Origin of the sequence: Haladaptatus paucihalophilus DX253 (assembly GCF_000376445.1) — an archaeon.
In the GTDB taxonomy this organism is placed as follows: domain Archaea; phylum Halobacteriota; class Halobacteria; order Halobacteriales; family Haladaptataceae; genus Haladaptatus; species Haladaptatus paucihalophilus.
The window spans coordinates 2,624,554-2,640,612 of record NZ_AQXI01000001.1 but is presented as its reverse complement, the minus strand read 5'-3'; the positions used below and the strand labels follow the sequence as shown (position 1 = coordinate 2,640,612).

Genomic DNA, 16,059 nt, shown 5'->3' with positions numbered 1-16,059 from the left:
AATATCAATTGAGGTGTCTGATTGGATTCCAGCAAACCTGCCCACCGATAACTGCGGGTTGACGTTCTAATTTCCAGAATTGCTTTAGTTTATCCGTACTCACTTTCTCAAATTCTATACCATTCGAGACAAGATTTCGTGCAGATGTACCGAGAACGTTCATCGTGAATGTTGAACCAAACCCACATCGTATATCTAGAAACGTTTCAACTGAAACATCGTATTTTTCACCACCCATATCAGAAACAGATGTCCAACTTGGGACACCGCCTTCGGGTTGCATCAATGGTCGTCCACCGTTGCCTAGTGTGATATATCTGTAACCAGACACCGTTTCTTTACGGGCAATTGACAGAGCTGTTCGTAATTGAAATCCATTATTTAGCAAACTTGCAAACGTACGACCGACTCTCGTAGCAGTCTTATTCGCAACATCTGCAAGGGTAACCACACCACCCATACTACCTCGCCCAATCAATGCCATCCCCTGCTCGTACGAAGAACAAGCGTTCAAAAAGAATGCCTTGATACCAACGTCCTCGAGTGTTTGAGCGTCCAAACTACCATCGACACAGAGGAATCCATTTTCGTCTACGTGACCAACGTAGTGGAACAAATCGATGGGTGATTCAATTATCTCACGCAACTCGGCCACAGTTCGATTGTAATCGATGGTGATGTCATAATCAACCAGTTCACGAAACCCGTACAGTTCATCCACGATTTCGTCGCTCATCTCCCCGTCGTTACAGACGACGTGAATGCTAATTCCAGATTTGTTCGGCGCGGAGTAGTCGAACCGGCGTTTGAGAGTCTCAACCGTCAACTTGTTCGCACCCAACGGAAACCCATCCCCAATCCACGCGTGTTCGGTCGTTTCCACGGGGTCGGGTCGAACGATTTTTCCCGCATCGGTTCGCTCGCTCGCCCCCCGAAGAAGGTCCGGGCTTTCGAACTCGCGCTTTTCGCCCCGCGTGAATCCCGTCCGGTAGAAGTCGTCGAACATCTGTGGCTGTGAAATCGACTGCTTCGAGGAGCGGAGCGGCGCGGAACGAATCTGGGAGAGGTCGTACGCGAGAAACGGCAACACCGCGGCGTGTTTTTCGAGCGGCGTCACGTCCGTCGTGAGCGTCCACGTCGGGACGTACTCCGAAATCGTCTCGAAGGGAACCGAGAGATACGTCTCCAACTGCTCGGGGAGCGAACTGTCGTACACGTCCGCGAAGTCCCAGTCGAGGCGCGGTTCCAGTTGGTTTCGTTCGTAGAGTTCGTCCTTGACGATTCCTTCCGTCCGAACCAGACAGTCGAGAAACGCGGTCTGGCGGAGGAGTCGATGCAGGATCCCCTCGTAGGTGCCGTCGCTTTCGAGGGAGTACTCGAAGTCACCAGCGACCAGTTTGGGGACCCCGCTCGTCGGAACCACCTCCGCGCCGAGGTAGTAGGCCAACGACGCCGCCGGATAGACCTTCTCGTGCAACAGGGGCAGTTCGAGTCGGACGCCGGTGTCCGGCGGGTCGATGGACTCCGGAACGTGGAATTCGTCGCCCAGTTCCACGAGCGGCGGATGCCCCCGGAGCGTCGGATGCGCGCGGTCGGGAGTCGTCATCTTGAGCGCGGACCCGAACGTCGAGAGCGCGCGCATCGTATCCCGAACCGACCCGGTGACGGTGATGGTTCCCTCGGGGGATTCGTGATACGAACGCGCGCCGATTCGAACGGCCGTCGATCCGTCGAACGAGAGCCGTATCTCCGTCTCCGACTTTCGAATCGTGACCGCGGACGAGAACGAGAGATAGATGACTATCGGCGTCCCGTTGAGTTGATAGTATTTCTCTCCCGGTTCAATCGTCAGTTCGGTGTCACTGTTCGGCGTGAAATCCTGTAGAAACTCGCCATCGGCCGAGTATACGTAAATGCTCCCCAATATCGGGAAGACTATCTCGTCCGTCTCGACGGTCACGGCCGAATCGACGGGATAGTAAAACGATTCGGCGGTTGCTGGCGTCGGTTCGACGGCGCTCGGGGTGTGCAACTCGAATCGCACCTTCTCGATGGGGTCCCGAATCTCGACGCCGGACCGTCCGTCCAGCGAATCGAACTGTGGCTCCACGATTTCGTGTGTTTCAGATTCCAGATACTTATAGGTCTACCCACGCGGTCGTCATATCGAGGGACGGGATGTGCCACCGGTGGTCGGGACGGTCACCGTCCCGCTGCCGGAGTTCGATTCGGGCGTCGAATAGAGGCGACAGTTCAGCAACCATGTCGGCGTCGTCCGGCACGGGAAGGTGGTAGTGGGCCATTCCGCGAACGCCCTTGGTAACCGCGCCGATGGAGCGCAGGAATCGCTTGAGCGCGAGCAGGTCGTGTTCGTCCACGAGGTAGTTCAGCGAATCGACACAGAGCCGAAGCTCGGCCGGGGCGACGCCCTCCGCGGCGTCGTCGTAGTAGCCGACGGCGGTCACTATCTCCTCGCGGAGTTCGTGGAGACCGTTGTGGCCGTCCAACGGCGGGAGGGTTTCGCTGACCCCCGCGGCGGCCTGTGGCATGGCGCGGCGACGGTTTCCGCGGTCGATGAGCCAGACGGAGGCATCGTCATACGAAACGCCCGCCGGGAAATGCTCGTTCGCGGTGTTGATTCCCGCGTCCGTGAGCGCGAGGACGCGTTTTCGGTCGTGCATGTCATCTCCGAAGAGGGTGCGCGACGCGCGGTTCGTAACACGTTGTGACACTTCGCCGGTGACGAGGAGGTTACTTCCGTGCTGTCGGAGGCTTTCGAGGTGGTCCCGGAACACGTACACGTCCTCCTCGTCCCGGAATAACGGCCGACAGTCGTTCATCTTACGTTGTATTCCTCGTAATTTGATAAAACATCTCTGGTTGTGACGAGCGAAGACGAAGCTCTTAAACCCGCCAACCGGGAACGTTCGATAACTCGCTGGGAAACGGGCACCAGTGGGCACCTGCAACTGCAGGACGGAATGTGGCGTGGTCGATTGTGAATCGATTCCACGCTGAACCACTCAACGCCCGTGGTGATAGACCATGGCAAAAAGTTTCTACTCCCACATTCGGGACGCATGGAAGGACCCGGACGACGGCAAACTCGCCGAACTCCAGTGGCAACGAAAGCAGGACTGGCGCAAGCAGGGTGCCATCGAGCGAATCGACCGCCCGACCCGCCTCGACCGCGCCCGCTCGCTCGGCTACAAGGCCAAGCAGGGCGTCGTCGTCGCACGCGCAAGTGTCCGCAAAGGTGGCGCACGCAAACAGCGACACAAGGCCGGACGCCGTTCCAAGCGTCAGGGTGTCAACCGCCTCGGACGGCGGAAGAACATCCAGCGCATCGCGGAAGAGCGCGTCAGCAAGAAGTACCCGAACCTTCGCGTCCTCAACTCCTACTGGGTCGGCGAGGACGGCAGCCAGAAGTGGCACGAAGTGATTCTGGTGGACCCCGAACATCCCGCCATCCAGAACGACTCGGACCTCAACTGGATTTGTGACGACTCGCACCGCGGCCGCGCACAACGTGGCCTCACGAGTGCAGGACAGCGAAACCGCGGTCTCCAACAGCGCGGCAAGGGTACCGAACACACCCGTCCGAGCAACACCAGCGGCAAGGGCCGCGGCAAGTAACACCGCCGTTCGCGGTTCGGAACTCGAATTTATTGTATCGGTGCGACGACCCGCCAGCGATTGCTAGCGATTGACGAGTCGGAGCGGAGACGACGGATGGGAAAACGAGGGTCGAATCGCCCAGACTCATCTCAACGATTATCACCTCGGCGACCGTTCGTCGTACGCGATGGGGGAGTCCGAAGCGGAGGGTCAGGCAACGGGGACGGAGGGGATGGCCCGATTGGCGGGATTCAGCGACGGCGTCTTCGCAATCGCCATCACGTTGTTGATACTGAACATCGAGGTGCCCGAATCGACTGCTTCGGCGGCGGTCGCGGTCGCACAGGTGATACGCGAGTGGCCGGACGTGTTGAGCTACGTCATCAGCTTTCTCGTCATCGGCAACTACTGGATCGTTCACCACAGCATCTTCGAGGACGTCGATAGCTACGACCGACGGTTCCTCTGGTTGAACGTCGTCTATCTCATGTTCATCGCGTTCATTCCCTTTTCCACCTCGTTGCTCGGCGACGTTCCGGGACGCTTTCCCGTCATCGTCTACGCCGGAACGCTCACGCTGACGAGCATCGTCCTCGCCGTTCTCTGGCGATACGCGTGGACGTACGACCTGCTCGACGGCACGGTCGACGGCGAGAAAGTGCGCGACGTCACCGCCAGTATTCTCACGCCCGCCGTCGTCTTCGCCGGGTCGATTCTGGTGTCCTTCGTGAGCGCACAACTGGCGATGTACTCGTGGGTGCTCCTCTTGTTCGCCGATTCCGCGAGGGAGCGGTTGCTCGGAGGAGAAACCGCTCGGGGGTGAAACGGTGAAATCTGAGGGTACGAGAGATGTGAAACTGGTTCGACCCATTGGAAAACCACTCGAATGAATCGTATTTTGCGATATGAAATGGTTCGCGTCGCCGACGGACGCTGACCGTTCGGTCGGCGACGGTCGTCCGATAGCGAACCGTAAGACTTCGCGCTACGCTCACGGGTCGAGGCAGCGCGAGAGAAAAGATAACCGTCGAAAACCGGACTACTCGATTACTCTTCGGGTTCGCCGACCTTCACCAACTGCTTGCCGATGTTCTCGCCCTCGAACAGGCCGAGGAAGGCGTTGGGGGCGTTCTCCAGCCCCTCGGTGACGGTTTCGCGGTACTGAATTTTACCCTCGGATATCCACTGGCCGAGTTGTTTCGCACCCTCCGCAAAGCGCGGCGCGAAGTCGCCGACGAGGAGGCCCTCGACCGTCGCGCGCGTCTCGATGAGTTTGCCGAGTTTGCGCGGTCCGGTGGGCATCGACTCGGCGTTGTAGAGCGCGATTTGACCGCACACGGCGACGCGGGCATCGACGTTGAGTTTCGAGAAGACCGCATCCGTGATTTCGCCACCGACGTTATCGAAGTAGCGGTCAACGCCCTCGGGTGCGGCGTCGTCGAGCACCGCGCCGTAGTCGTCCACGTCCTTGTAGTTGATTCCGACGTCGAAGCCGAGGTCGTCTTCGAGGAAGGAGACCTTCTCGTCGGACCCGGCGAAGCCGACGACTTTGGCGCCGGTGAGTTTCGAAATCTGGCCGACGACGGAGCCGACAGCCCCCGCCGCACCGGTGACGACGACAGTATCACCAGCGCGCGGTTGGAGGACTTCGCGGGTGCCGAAGTAGCCGGTCAGCCCCGGCATTCCGAGGACGCCGAGCGAGGTGGAGATGGGTGCGAGGTCGGGGTTGACCTGCTGGAGTTCCGGACCGAGGGCGGTAACGTAGTCGGCCCATTCGAGGTTTCCGGTCACGATGTCGCCAGCCTCGAAGCCAGCGCCGTTGGATTCGACGACTTCGCCGACGACGCCGCCCTCCAGCGGCTCGCCGACCTCCCACGGTTCGGCGTAGGACTCTCCGGCGTCCATCCGACCGCGCATGTACGGGTCCACGGAGAGGTACAGCGTTCGGACGAGCGCCTCGCCCGGCCCCGGTTCCGGGACGTCTTCTTCGACTAACTCGAAGGTGTCTCGGTCGGGCGTTCCGCTCGGGCGCTTCGACAGCAGGAATTTTCGATTCGTCGCCATGCTGAACAAATACTACGCGCACGGATAAGGGGGCTGTGGCGGAAGCCGCCTTTGCCGCTTACAGGACGGTACCGAGTGACACGAGGACGACCACGACGTGGAAGGTGACGTGACCGACCATCGCCGATTCGAGGCTCCCCTGCCAGTAGAGCCACCCCAAGCCGACGCCGACGAGCGCGTTGAGGGAGACGGCAAGCGCGCCCAACGCGGGCGTGAACGCCGGGGACGTCGAGAGCACGGGAAGGTGTCCGGCCCCGAAGGCGAGCGCGGAGACGACGACGGCCGTCCACATGACGCCCGAGGACGGTCGGTCGCCGCCGACGAGTTTCCAGACCAGCCACACGACGAGCGTCATGAAGCCGTATCGCACGAGCAACTCTTCGGTGATTCCCCCGTAGAGGAACCTGGTGGGGACGGTTGCGATGACCGAGAAGACGGTCGAGTGGACCCCTCCTGCAACGCCGAGCGACGGGAGGTCGGGCGCGACCACCGCGAGCGCACCGTCGAGGGCGAGCACGGTGACGGCGAGGGCGACACCGACGCCGACCGCCCCGGGGAGTTCCTCGGCGAACAGGACCGGCGGCTGCGTCCGCCCGACGAGTCGGTAGAGGACGTGCGAATGTAGCTTCACGCGCGGTGCGAGCGCCGTCCCGACGAGACAGGCGAGCGCGAGCAGGACGAGAGGTTGTGCGATACCGACGAAAAAGAGGGAGGGAGTCGGTGTGTCGGCGAACTGTGGGAGGGCTCGGAGTTCGTCCAGCAACGACGCGCCGACCGCCACGATTCCGGGAAGCCCGAGGAGGAACGTCACGAGGGCCCCTTCGAGGAACGAACGCCGTCGCGTTCGCTCCGTCGTCGACCCGGGGGTGTGCATACGACTCGGCGCGCGCCCGAAGGCGAAAAAGGGTTCGAGTCGTCCGGCGGGTCGAACCACGGATTTATAGCTCGATGCGCCTACTGAAAACCATGAGCGGCCTTTCGCTCGACGCGACACAGCTCGACCGCTACTCCCGGCACATCATCATGGACGAGGTGGGGGCAGAGGGCCAACAGGCGCTCCTCGACGCCCGCGTTCTCGTCATCGGCGCTGGCGGTCTCGGCGCACCGGTCATCGAATACCTCGCGGCGGCGGGCGTCGGCACCATCGGTATCGCCGACGACGATGCCGTCGAACGGAGCAACCTCCAGCGACAGGTGATTCACGGCGACGACGACGTGGGGCGTCCGAAAGTCGAGAGCGCCGCCGACTTCGTTCGGGAACTGAATCCCGACATCGACGTCGAAACGCACGCGGTCCGCGTCGAACCCGACAACGCGGCGTCGCTCGTCGCGGAGTACGATTTCGTCGTTGACGCGAGCGACAACTTCCGAACTCGGTACCTCGTCAACGACGTGTGTACCCTCTCCGGCACGCCGTTTTCCCACGGTGCGATTTACAAGTTCGAGGGACAGGTGACGACGTTCACGACCGACGGGCCGTGCTATCGCTGTCTCTTCCCGGAAGCACCGCCGGAGGGAATGGTCGCCGACTGTGCGACGACGGGCGTGCTCGGCGTCCTCCCCGGAACCGTCGGCTGTATTCAGGCCACCGAGACGGTCAAATCCATCATCGGAGTCGGAGAGGTGCTTGAGGGCCGGATGCTGTTTTACGACGCGATGGACATGAGCTTCGAAGAGGTCGAATATCGGCGCAATCCCGACTGCCCCGTCTGTGGCGAGGACCCCATCGACTCCATCGAGGACGTGGAGTACACCGAATCGTCGTGTGCGGTGCGGGCCGACTGACACCCGTTCCGATTCCGTTCCCAATCCGTTGCCCGGTTTCCCTTCCTCAAGTGTCACGTGACAGCACTGGTTATTCATCCTAAAACAGAAGTGTGAAAAAAGAGTTCTCAGGCCGTGGGAAATAGGAATCGGCTATATGCTCCAAGCGGTCGTCTCTTCATTTGTAGGTGAAGACAATGGCAACTAACGAAATCAACACCGGTGCAAACACGTTCGAAAGCAAAATCGGGGGACTGACCGTTCGCGGACAGGCACACAGCCTGAGCGCGTGGTTCGTATTGGCGCTTCGGCTCATGATGGGCTACGCGTTCCTCCACGCCGGGTGGGCGAAGATCGCCGCGGCGGAACCGTTCGATGCGGCGGGATACCTCCTGCACGCGGTGCCGAAAACCAGCCCGATGCTCGGCGTGTTCCACTGGATGGGCACCACGCCGTGGTTCGTGGACTTCGTGAACGTGGCCGTCCCGTTCGGTGAGTTCTTCATCGGCCTCGCCCTCATCGTCGGCGCGTTCGTCCGCCTCGCGGCGTTCTTCGGCGCGTTCATGATGGCGATGTTCTACTTCGGCAACTGGACGGTCGAACACGGTATCATCAACGGCGACTTCGCGTACATGCTCGTCTTCCTCGCCGTCGCGGCGTTCGGCGCGGGCCACATCCTCGGATTGGACGCGCTCATCGAGCGGTACGAGGTCGGCGGCAAGGCGCTGGTCGAACGCTACCCCGCCCTGCGATACATCCTCGGCTAAGCACGCTTTTTTCGCGGATACCGTCGATACAGTAGTTATGCAATCAGGGGACGTGGAACGCTGGCGGGACAACTGGCAGGACGAGGTGGACGGCGCGGCGCTCTACCGGGCGATGGCCGAATCGGAGTCGAATCCGGAGCTGGCAGAACTGTACGAAAACTTGGCGGCGACGGAAGCCGAACACGCGGATTTCTGGGCGACGAAGCTGGACGACGCCGACGAGCCGGTCGGCGAGCCGACGCCGAGCCGTCGCGCGCGAACCCTCGCGTGGCTGGCGCGGCGGTTCGGCGCGGCGTTCGTCCTCCCGGCGGTTCGTGGGAGCGAAATCGGCGGGAGCGCGGCGTACGCGGCACAAGCCGACGCGGGGACGACGCTCGCGGACGACGAGCGGTCGCACGCTCGACTCCTCTCCCAACTGGACACGCCGAACGGCGTCGAGGGCGGGACGCTGGCGCGACTCGAAGGCAGGCATCGGGCGACCAGCGGAAACGCGCTTCGGGCCGCCGTCCTCGGCGCGAACGACGGACTCGTCTCGAACCTGAGTCTGGTGATGGGCGTCGCGGGGGCGGCGCTGTCCCCGAACTCGATACTCATCACCGGACTCGCGGGGTTGCTGGCGGGCGCAGGTTCGATGGCGATGGGCGAGTGGCTCTCCGTTCAGAGTTCGCGGGAGCTATTCCAGCGGCAGATCGCCGTCGAAGCCGACGAGCTCGCGGAGGTGCCGGAGGAAGAGGAGACCGAACTCGCCCTCATCTATCGGGCGAAAGGGCTGTCGGAGGAGCAGGCCGACGAACTCGCCGCTCAAATCGTCTCGGACCGTGAGACGGCGCTCGACACGCTCGCGCGGGAGGAACTGGGCATCGACCCGGAGGGACTCGGCGGGTCGGCGTGGGAAGCCGCGGGGTCGTCGTTCGTCCTGTTCGCGCTCGGCGCGGTCGTTCCGGTCGCGCCGTTCGCCGCCTTCGCCGGACTCACCGCAGTCGGCGTGAGCCTCCTCGCCAGCGCGCTCGCGCTGTTCGTCATCGGCGCGGGAATCACGCTTCTCACCGGACGAAGCGTCCTGTACTCCGGCGGACGGCAGGTCCTCATCGGACTCGCGGCGGCGGCCCTGACGTTCGGCGTGGGTCGGCTCATCGGCGTGACCATCGCCGGGTGACGGTGGGGAACGAGTACACTGAACTCGGGAACTCAGTTCGTCCGGTCGTACTCCCAGTCGTCGCGGAGCGCCCGCCACACAGACGTTCGGACGGCGGAAATCGACAGCAGACGGCCCGCAAGCGACGGGTGGGAGAGAAGACGAATCAGCGCCCGGTAGGGCTTCCTGTCGATAGCTTCGATGTCGATGCCGGAGGCGGCCGAGAGCAGGTCGGCCAACAGGTCGGTTCGACCCTCGTCCAGAACGGTCGTTACGAGCGACGAGAGGAGGTATTCGGCTCGCATACCTCGATGGAGGCGGTCGGGGTACTCGTCCAGTTCTCCCGCCGCAACGCACTCCGCGAGCAGGGACGCTGAGTGAATCGCCTGTGAGATGCCTTTTCCCGTGAAGCGATTTGCGATTCCGGCGGCGTCGCCGACGCGAACGACGTTGTTCTCCGGGCGATAGATTCGCGCCGGGTCCAAACTCGGCCCGCGCGGGATGACGGCGACGTTCGTTCGGCTCCGGTCCGGTTTCGGCCAGTCGTTGCGCTCGCACGCGGCGCGGAACGCGGCGAAGTAGTCGTCCGGAACGTCGCCCTCGTGCCATCCGACGCCGACGTTGGCCCGCGTTTCGGTCTTCGGGAACAGCCACTCGTAGCCCAGATACCCCTCGAAAACGATGCGTGAATGGGGGAAGAGGGCGGAAAAGTCGCCCGTCACGTCGGCGTTGAGCGCGACCATCCGACCGGCGTACTCGTCGGTCGCCGCGCGAACCTTGCTCGTGAGCGACGGCTGACCCGTAGCGTCCACCAACAGGTCGTACTCGCCCCCGAGACGGCGAAATTCTGCCTTGCTCACGCCGTGGTTTGCCCGGACATCGACGCCCCGGTCGGCCAGCCACGCCGCCCACCGTCGCTCGACCAGATTTCGGTCGGTGATGTAGGCGTCCCGTGCGGGAAACGTGCCGCTGCCGATGACCGTCTCGTCTCCCCGAACCGCCACTCGAAACGACGGGACGGGGTTCAAAAACCCGTTTTCGGCGGTCTTTTCGAGCGGGATTCCCGAGGCGGCCGTCATCGCCTCGCCGCAGTTGACCCGTTTTTCGTCGTACCGCTGACGCTCGTAGAGGGTCACGTCGTCGCCGAGTCGCCGGAATTCGGTGGCGGCCGCGAGGCCGCCGACCGCACCGCCGACGACCGCGATAGATCTCCGACGTCGCATATCGTCTCCGATACGATTCGGCGTGCGAAAAAAGCTACTCAGCCAGCAATCCGTCCACCAGGCGGGTGAAGCGGTCCACCATCCGCTCGGGGAACGACGGCGTGACGGCCGCCAGCAGGTGGGCCGTCTCCTCGGGTCGCGTCGGCGCGAGCGTCACCCGATTTCGAACGTCGTGGCGTTTCTCCACGAGGTCCTGCTCTTCGAGGTGCGAGACGTGCCATTCGAGCGTGCTCCGGGCGATTCCGAGGTCGTCGGCTAGCGTCCCGGGGCGGGCGGTTCCGCGCTCCAAGAGCGTGACGAGCACGTCGCGGGCGGTTTCGCGGCGGAGCAGGGCGAGCGCCGCCCGCTCCCACTCGTCGTACTCGGGGGTGTAGTAGTGGGTTTTGCCGTAGAGCTGTTCGCTCACGAGGCGACCCTCGGTCAGCAACGCTCGGATGTGATACTGTACCTGTCCGGGCGCGATTTCCGACTCCCGCACGAGGTCGTTGAAGTGAATTCCCGGACGGGAATCGACGCATTGGGCTATCCGTGTTCGTGTCTCGGTCATCGTTTTCAGTGGTTGTCGTTTCGTCGTCGTGGGTCAGTCGTCATCGTCTTCCGTCGGCACCGTTTCGTCGTCGTGGGTCAGTCGCCGCGTTTCGACGCTTCTGGCGTAGTACACCGCACCGATGAGGAGGGCGATGACGACGATGTCGAGCGCGTGTTCGTACAGGTGGTGGGCGTTCGCGGAGAGGTAGTTCGCCGCCGTCATCCCGCCGACGAGTTCGCGGCCCGCGAGCGCCGCGAACGCGAGTGCCACCAGCAGATACGGGAGCGTCCGCCGCTGTCGAAACGCCGCCAGCGCCAGCAGGAAGACGGCCGCGGACCCGACCGCCGCCACCGCCAACACGACGTGGAGTGCGAGCCCCCCGGAGGAGGCGACGGCGTGGAGCGGGTACAGTGCGGGTGCCATCTGTCACGAATTTCGTGCTCGACGTACCTGAGGCGTTCGGTTCCGGTATGTGGTCTGGCGAGACGATCGAAGAAAGGCAATGGCGGAACGAAGTCACGAGACGAAGTGCTCGCGGAGCTGACGACGGGAAATCCGACGAAGGGGCAACCGCTTCCGAGGCCATCCGCTTTTTGCACCCCACCGCACAACGGCCATCCATGAGCCACCCCGAAGCGGCCGACCGACTCGTCGTGTACTCCGATTACGTCTGCCCGTTCTGCTATCTGGGACGCCAGTCGCTGGAGCGGTATCGGGAGACGCGCGAGGACCCCCTCGTACTCGACTGGCATCCGTTCGACCTGCGGAGCGGGAAGCGCAACGACGACGGCTCCATCGACCAGAGCGCAGAGGACGGGAAGGGCGAACAGTACTACCGACAAGCGCGGGAGAACGTCCGGCGGCTACAGGAGAAGTACGACGTCGAGATGGCTCAGGAGATAGCGACCGACGTTGACTCGCTCCGCGCGCAAGTCGCCTCCTACTACGTCAAATCCGAGCACCCCGACGACTGGCTCGACTTCGACGAGGCGATTTTCGAGGCGCTGTGGCAGGATGGACGGGACATCGGAGACGCGGACGTCCTCGCCGACCTCGCGGAAGGCGCGGGACTCGATACGGACGAGATTCGGAACGCAATCGCGGACGACGACCTCCGCGAAGAGCTTCAAGACAGGTCCGCGGAAGCGCAACGGCGCGGTGTGACGGGCGTCCCGACGTTCGCGTACGACGGCCACGCCGCGCGCGGTGCGGTCCCGCCGGAGCAACTCGAACGGCTCGTGGACGGCGACCGGTAACGCGGGGTCGCCGAAACAGATTACCATAGTTTTACCATCGCCGCCCGACGCCGTGAACGATAGATGGCAGGACGGTTCGCACTCGACATCGAAACGGTGAGCCCGACGCTCGACCACTACGAGACGCCGCCGGATTTCCGCGACCCGGCGTACTTCGAACTGCTCGCGGTCGCGGTCGGCTACGAATCGCCCGGCGGCGACAGGGAGACGGAGATGCTGTTCCGACGGGACGACACGCCCGACGACGAACTCGATTTGGTCGCACGAACGCTCGATTGGCTCGCCGAGCGGGACGGGGACGAGTACATCACCTACGGCGGCGAGACGTTCGACGTGCCGCAACTCTTCGGCCGAGCAAGGGCGGCGGCCGATTCGACGCGGGAGGGCCTCGCCGAACGGCTTCGGACCCGACTCGAAGCGGACCTCGCGCACGTCGATTTACGGCGTCCGGCGTGGGACGCGTTCGGCGACTACACGCGGCTCGAAACCGCGTGCCGAGAGGTCGGAATCCGACCAGAGGACACCCGCTGGGACACGTACGACCACGGTATCGACCTCGACGCGCTCCGCCCCGAGAAGTTTCGGGGCTTCGGGAAGGTCATCAACAAGGACGTTCCCGTGTTCGGCGAGCGGTACATCGCGCTCGCGGCCGCCGGAGCGACCGAGACGCTGACGTTCCGGTCGTTGCACGAACTGCTCGACCACTACGGCCGGGAGGACGTCGTACACCTGTTCGACCTCGCCGACGCCCGCCCGTTCGACGTCGCGGATACCGCGTCGTGGGCGTGATTCGAAGACGGATGCAATCGGACGTTCCTGACGGCGAGAAGCGCCGAGAATAGTATTCTTCAGTATGATTTAGGACTATTCAGTACTTTATAGTAGTTATTAGTTAACCAGGCATCGAATCAGTGTTCGACGATAGGATTCAGTAGCAAAAAACGAACGGAGTGGAATCGTTCGACGCCACGTCGCCAAATCCACGAATCGATAGTTTCCTGACACCGTTCGACGGAGGATATAGGGTCGTCGGGGACGAATCACGCCGACATGACACGGATCGCAGTGACGGGTGCCGGAGGCACCGTCGGCCGCGAGTCGTTGGCCGCGCTCGAAGACCACGACGTGACGCCGATTACGCACAGCGAGCACGACGACATCGACAGCGTGCGCTGTGACGTGACGGACTACGACGCGCTTTCCGACGCCCTGTCGGGACACGACGTGGTGGTACACCTCGCGGCGAACCCGTCGCCCGAGGCGGACTGGCGGAGCACCGTGGACGTGAACATCGAGGGAACGCGGAACGTCTTCGAGGCGGCGCGGGAACACGGGATTCGGCGGGTCGTCTTCGCCTCCTCGAACCACGCCGTCGGAATGTACAACGCCGCCGACAGAACGAAGACGGAGACGATGACGACCGAGACGGCCGAACCGATCTCCCACGACGACCCGCCGCGCCCGGATTCCTACTACGGCGTGAGCAAGGTGACCGGCGAGGCGTTGGGGACCTACTACGCCGACCGGCACGGTATCGAGGTCGTCAACCTCCGAATCGGGTGGCTCCTTCCCGAAGACGGCCTTCGAGACACGCAGGACGAACCGGAGGAACACGCCCGCTTCGCCCGCGCCATGTGGCTCAGCCCGCGGGACTGCCGCGACGTGATTCGCGCCGCCGTGACGGCGGACCTGCCGGAACGGGCCGTCACCGCCCACGCCACGTCGCGCAACGACGACCGGTTCCTCTCCCTGCTCTGGGCGGAGCGTGCGCTCGGCTACCGGCCGCGCGACAACGCGACCGAAGTCCTCGAATGAGGTTCGGAGCCGCTATTTTCCGATCGCTTCCGGGACCGACTCCTCCCCGCGCTCGGCCATGCCGAGATACAGCGCGGCGTTGACCAACCCGACGTGACTGAACGCCTGCGGGTAGTTTCCCAGCAGTTCCCCCGTCTCCGGGTCGATTTCCTCGGCGAGCAGGCCGAGCGGACTCGCGTGGTCACAGACCGACTCGAACACGTCGCGTGCTTCCTCGACGCGACCGGAGAGCGCCAGCGCGGAGACGAGCCAGAACGAGCAGATGACGAAGGCCCCCTCCTCGCCCGGTAGACCGTCCGCGCCGTCGTAGCGCCGGACGAGACCGTCGTCGTCCGCTTCGAGTCGGTCGCGGATGGCGTCGATGGTGTTTTGCACCCGGCCGTCCTCGAACGGGAGGAAACCGACGATGGCTATCAGCAACGCCGTCGCATCCAGCGACTTCGAACCGTAGGATTGGACGAAACTCCCGATATCGTCGTCGTACCCCCGTTCGAGGATTTCGCCGCGGATCATGTCGCGCGTCTGCTCCCATTTTCCGGTCGGGGCGTCGAACCCCCACTCGTCGGAGATTCGCAAGCCGCGGTCGAGCGCGACCCAACACATCACCTTCGAGTGGACGAAGTGACGCGGGCCGCCGCGAACTTCCCAGATTCCCGCGTCGGGTTCGTCCCAGACGTCGCAGACGTGCTCGACGATACCGCGAATCGCGTCCCAGTCGTGGGGGTTGAACTCGTCTCCGTCGGTCGTTTCGAATATCGCCAAGAGGAGTTCGCCGAAGATGTCGAGTTGTCGCTGGTCCTTCGCCGCGTTGCCGACGCGAACCGGGGACGAGTCGCGGTAGCCCGAGAGATGGTCGAGCGTTCGTTCCTGTAGGTCGGGAGCGCCGTGCAGTCCGTAGAGCGGTTGCAGTTGCGTCGGGTGCTCGGCGTGGCTGAGGTTGAGGAACCAATCGAAGTACGATTCTGCTTCCGCGGTGTGGCCGAGGTTGGCGAGCGCTTGAATCGTGAACGCGGCGTCTCGAATCCAATTGTAGCGATAATCCCAGTTTCGAACCCCGCCGACGTTCTCGGGGAGCGAGGTGGTCGGCGCGGCACAGATGGCTCCCGTTTCGCGGTGGGTGAGCAGTTTGAGCACCAATCCCGACCGGACCGCGAGGTCGTGGTGCACTCCGTCGAACGAGCACCCGTCCGGACAGGAATGCACCCACTCGCGCCAGAAATCCACCGTTCGGTCGAGACGTTGGGAACAAGCGTCGGGGGCCGCCTCACCCGTTTCCTCGTGCGACAGCACGAACCACGTCGATTCGTCCGCCGACAGCGACCACGTGGCGCGGACGGTCGCCCCGTCCACCTCGAATCCGACACCGCCCGCGAGAAAGACGAATTCCGCGTCGTCAGTCGGATACTCCCCGTCCGAGACACGAATCCCGCCGTCGGCGGATTCCACGACCGATTCCGCCCGTGCGTAATCAAATCGCGGGGCGAACGTCAGTTCGAGTTCGACGCTCCCCTCGACGGCCGTCACCTCGCGGTAGACCGCACGCTCCATGCCGTCGTCGCGGACGGGCATGAAATCGGTAACCCGCACGCGCCCGGAGTCCGTTTCGAACGTCGTCCGCAACACGTTCGTTCCGTCGAGATACGACTGTTCCGAGTCGAACGAGTCGGTCGGCTGAATCCGCCAGCATCCCCCGTTTTCGGCGTCCAAGACGCTCGTAAACACGCTCGATGATTCGACGTGTGGCAGGGGGAGCCACTCGATTTCGCCCTCGTCGTTGACCAGCGCACAGGTCTCCAGATTACCGATGAGTCCGTACCGTTCGAGCGGAGAATACCGCGTCATCGTTTCGGACCCCCAGCGAACCGCGTCATACCGAGAATTCGACCGA

16 protein-coding genes are annotated in these 16,059 nt (G+C 63.2%); 8 read left to right on the top strand and 8 right to left on the bottom strand.

Going from position 1 to position 16,059, the window contains the following annotated elements:
- Window positions 1–4: 4 nt before the first annotated feature.
- Both B208_RS0114655 and B208_RS0114650 read right to left on the bottom strand, forming a co-directional pair.
- Complete coding sequence (locus tag B208_RS0114655; protein ID WP_007982433.1) at window positions 5–2,110, bottom strand: hypothetical protein; 2,106 nt, start codon at window positions 2,108–2,110, stop codon at window positions 5–7.
- Window positions 2,111–2,138: 28 nt separating this feature from the next.
- Window positions 2,139–2,840: a DUF7504 family protein gene (locus tag B208_RS0114650; protein ID WP_007982432.1), complete on the bottom strand. Its 702-nt coding sequence runs from the start codon at window positions 2,838–2,840 to the stop codon at window positions 2,139–2,141.
- A gap of 205 nt (window positions 2,841–3,045) precedes the next feature.
- Here B208_RS0114650 and B208_RS0114645 point away from each other — a divergent pair, with 205 nt between their 5' ends.
- Window positions 3,046–3,636 (top strand): 50S ribosomal protein L15e, encoded by a 591-nt coding sequence (locus tag B208_RS0114645; protein ID WP_007982431.1) that lies wholly within the window; start codon window positions 3,046–3,048, stop codon window positions 3,634–3,636.
- A gap of 169 nt (window positions 3,637–3,805) precedes the next feature.
- Window positions 3,806–4,441 (top strand): TMEM175 family protein, encoded by a 636-nt coding sequence (locus tag B208_RS0114640; RefSeq protein WP_232423806.1) that lies wholly within the window; start codon window positions 3,806–3,808, stop codon window positions 4,439–4,441.
- Between the two features lie 224 nt (window positions 4,442–4,665).
- Here the strand turns inward: B208_RS0114640 and B208_RS0114635 are convergent, their stop codons facing one another.
- Window positions 4,666–5,682, bottom strand: a complete 1,017-nt coding sequence (locus B208_RS0114635) for an NADP-dependent oxidoreductase (RefSeq protein WP_007982429.1) — start codon at window positions 5,680–5,682, stop codon at window positions 4,666–4,668.
- Window positions 5,683–5,740: 58 nt separating this feature from the next.
- Window positions 5,741–6,556 (bottom strand): CPBP family intramembrane glutamic endopeptidase, encoded by an 816-nt coding sequence (locus B208_RS0114630; RefSeq protein ID WP_018128950.1) that lies wholly within the window; start codon window positions 6,554–6,556, stop codon window positions 5,741–5,743.
- A 92-nt stretch (window positions 6,557–6,648) separates the two neighbouring features.
- Between B208_RS0114630 and ubaA the strand changes: the two genes are divergently transcribed.
- From ubaA to B208_RS0114615, 3 genes are all read left to right on the top strand, one after another.
- Window positions 6,649–7,467: an SAMP-activating enzyme E1 gene (gene ubaA, locus B208_RS0114625; protein ID WP_007982427.1), complete on the top strand. Its 819-nt coding sequence runs from the start codon at window positions 6,649–6,651 to the stop codon at window positions 7,465–7,467.
- Between the two features lie 176 nt (window positions 7,468–7,643).
- A complete protein-coding gene (locus tag B208_RS0114620; RefSeq protein WP_007982426.1) occupies window positions 7,644–8,213 on the top strand; it encodes a DoxX family protein in 570 nt (189 codons plus the stop codon).
- A gap of 37 nt (window positions 8,214–8,250) precedes the next feature.
- The gene (locus B208_RS0114615) at window positions 8,251–9,369 is read left to right on the top strand and encodes a VIT1/CCC1 transporter family protein (RefSeq protein WP_007982425.1); all 1,119 of its coding nucleotides are present in this window, start codon (window positions 8,251–8,253) and stop codon (window positions 9,367–9,369) included.
- Between the two features lie 32 nt (window positions 9,370–9,401).
- Here the strand turns inward: B208_RS0114615 and B208_RS0114610 are convergent, their stop codons facing one another.
- Genes B208_RS0114610 through B208_RS0114600 form a run of 3 tightly spaced genes read right to left on the bottom strand, consistent with a single transcriptional unit; the run spans window position 9,402 to window position 11,523 of the window.
- A complete protein-coding gene (locus B208_RS0114610) occupies window positions 9,402–10,571 on the bottom strand; it encodes an NAD(P)/FAD-dependent oxidoreductase (protein ID WP_007982424.1) in 1,170 nt (389 codons plus the stop codon).
- Between the two features lie 34 nt (window positions 10,572–10,605).
- On the bottom strand, window positions 10,606–11,118 hold the full coding sequence (locus B208_RS0114605; RefSeq protein ID WP_007982422.1) for a winged helix-turn-helix transcriptional regulator: 513 nt from the start codon (window positions 11,116–11,118) through the stop codon (window positions 10,606–10,608).
- 33 nt (window positions 11,119–11,151) lie between these two features.
- Entirely contained in the window at window positions 11,152–11,523 is a 372-nt protein-coding gene (locus B208_RS0114600) for a DUF7471 family protein (protein ID WP_007982420.1), read from the bottom strand.
- 197 nt (window positions 11,524–11,720) lie between these two features.
- Here B208_RS0114600 and B208_RS0114595 point away from each other — a divergent pair, with 197 nt between their 5' ends.
- The 3 genes from B208_RS0114595 (at window position 11,721) to B208_RS0114585 (ending at window position 14,171) form a co-directional block, all read left to right on the top strand.
- Window positions 11,721–12,356: a DsbA family oxidoreductase gene (locus B208_RS0114595; protein ID WP_007982417.1), complete on the top strand. Its 636-nt coding sequence runs from the start codon at window positions 11,721–11,723 to the stop codon at window positions 12,354–12,356.
- 63 nt (window positions 12,357–12,419) lie between these two features.
- A complete protein-coding gene (locus B208_RS0114590) occupies window positions 12,420–13,145 on the top strand; it encodes a ribonuclease H-like domain-containing protein (protein WP_007982416.1) in 726 nt (241 codons plus the stop codon).
- Between the two features lie 261 nt (window positions 13,146–13,406).
- Window positions 13,407–14,171, top strand: coding sequence for an NAD-dependent epimerase/dehydratase family protein (locus B208_RS0114585; protein ID WP_007982414.1), 765 nt, complete (start codon window positions 13,407–13,409; stop codon window positions 14,169–14,171).
- A 12-nt stretch (window positions 14,172–14,183) separates the two neighbouring features.
- On the opposite strand, the gene B208_RS0114580 is transcribed toward B208_RS0114585, so the two are convergent.
- Window positions 14,184–16,013: a glycoside hydrolase family 15 protein gene (locus B208_RS0114580; protein WP_007982411.1), complete on the bottom strand. Its 1,830-nt coding sequence runs from the start codon at window positions 16,011–16,013 to the stop codon at window positions 14,184–14,186.
- Window positions 16,014–16,059 lie beyond the last annotated feature (46 nt).

Bases quoted from the DNA above. Each gene is read 5' to 3' on its own strand.
- B208_RS0114645 (WP_007982431.1), top strand. From the start codon at position 3,046: ATGGCAAAAAGTTTCTACTCCCACATTCGGGACGCATGGAAGGACCCG.
- B208_RS0114585 (WP_007982414.1), top strand. From the start codon at position 13,407: ATGACACGGATCGCAGTGACGGGTGCCGGAGGCACCGTCGGCCGCGAG.
- ubaA (WP_007982427.1), top strand. From the start codon at position 6,649: ATGAGCGGCCTTTCGCTCGACGCGACACAGCTCGACCGCTACTCCCGG.
- B208_RS0114600 (WP_007982420.1), bottom strand. From the start codon at position 11,523: ATGGCACCCGCACTGTACCCGCTCCACGCCGTCGCCTCCTCCGGGGGG.
- B208_RS0114605 (WP_007982422.1), bottom strand. From the start codon at position 11,118: ATGACCGAGACACGAACACGGATAGCCCAATGCGTCGATTCCCGTCCG.
- B208_RS0114635 (WP_007982429.1), bottom strand. From the start codon at position 5,682: ATGGCGACGAATCGAAAATTCCTGCTGTCGAAGCGCCCGAGCGGAACG.
- B208_RS0114595 (WP_007982417.1), top strand. From the start codon at position 11,721: ATGAGCCACCCCGAAGCGGCCGACCGACTCGTCGTGTACTCCGATTAC.
- B208_RS0114590 (WP_007982416.1), top strand. From the start codon at position 12,420: ATGGCAGGACGGTTCGCACTCGACATCGAAACGGTGAGCCCGACGCTC.
- B208_RS0114620 (WP_007982426.1), top strand. From the start codon at position 7,644: ATGGCAACTAACGAAATCAACACCGGTGCAAACACGTTCGAAAGCAAA.
- B208_RS0114615 (WP_007982425.1), top strand. From the start codon at position 8,251: ATGCAATCAGGGGACGTGGAACGCTGGCGGGACAACTGGCAGGACGAG.
- B208_RS0114610 (WP_007982424.1), bottom strand. From the start codon at position 10,571: ATGCGACGTCGGAGATCTATCGCGGTCGTCGGCGGTGCGGTCGGCGGC.
- B208_RS0114630 (WP_018128950.1), bottom strand. From the start codon at position 6,556: ATGCACACCCCCGGGTCGACGACGGAGCGAACGCGACGGCGTTCGTTC.
- B208_RS0114580 (WP_007982411.1), bottom strand. From the start codon at position 16,013: ATGACGCGGTATTCTCCGCTCGAACGGTACGGACTCATCGGTAATCTG.
- B208_RS0114650 (WP_007982432.1), bottom strand. From the start codon at position 2,840: ATGAACGACTGTCGGCCGTTATTCCGGGACGAGGAGGACGTGTACGTG.
- B208_RS0114640 (WP_232423806.1), top strand. From the start codon at position 3,806: ATGGGGGAGTCCGAAGCGGAGGGTCAGGCAACGGGGACGGAGGGGATG.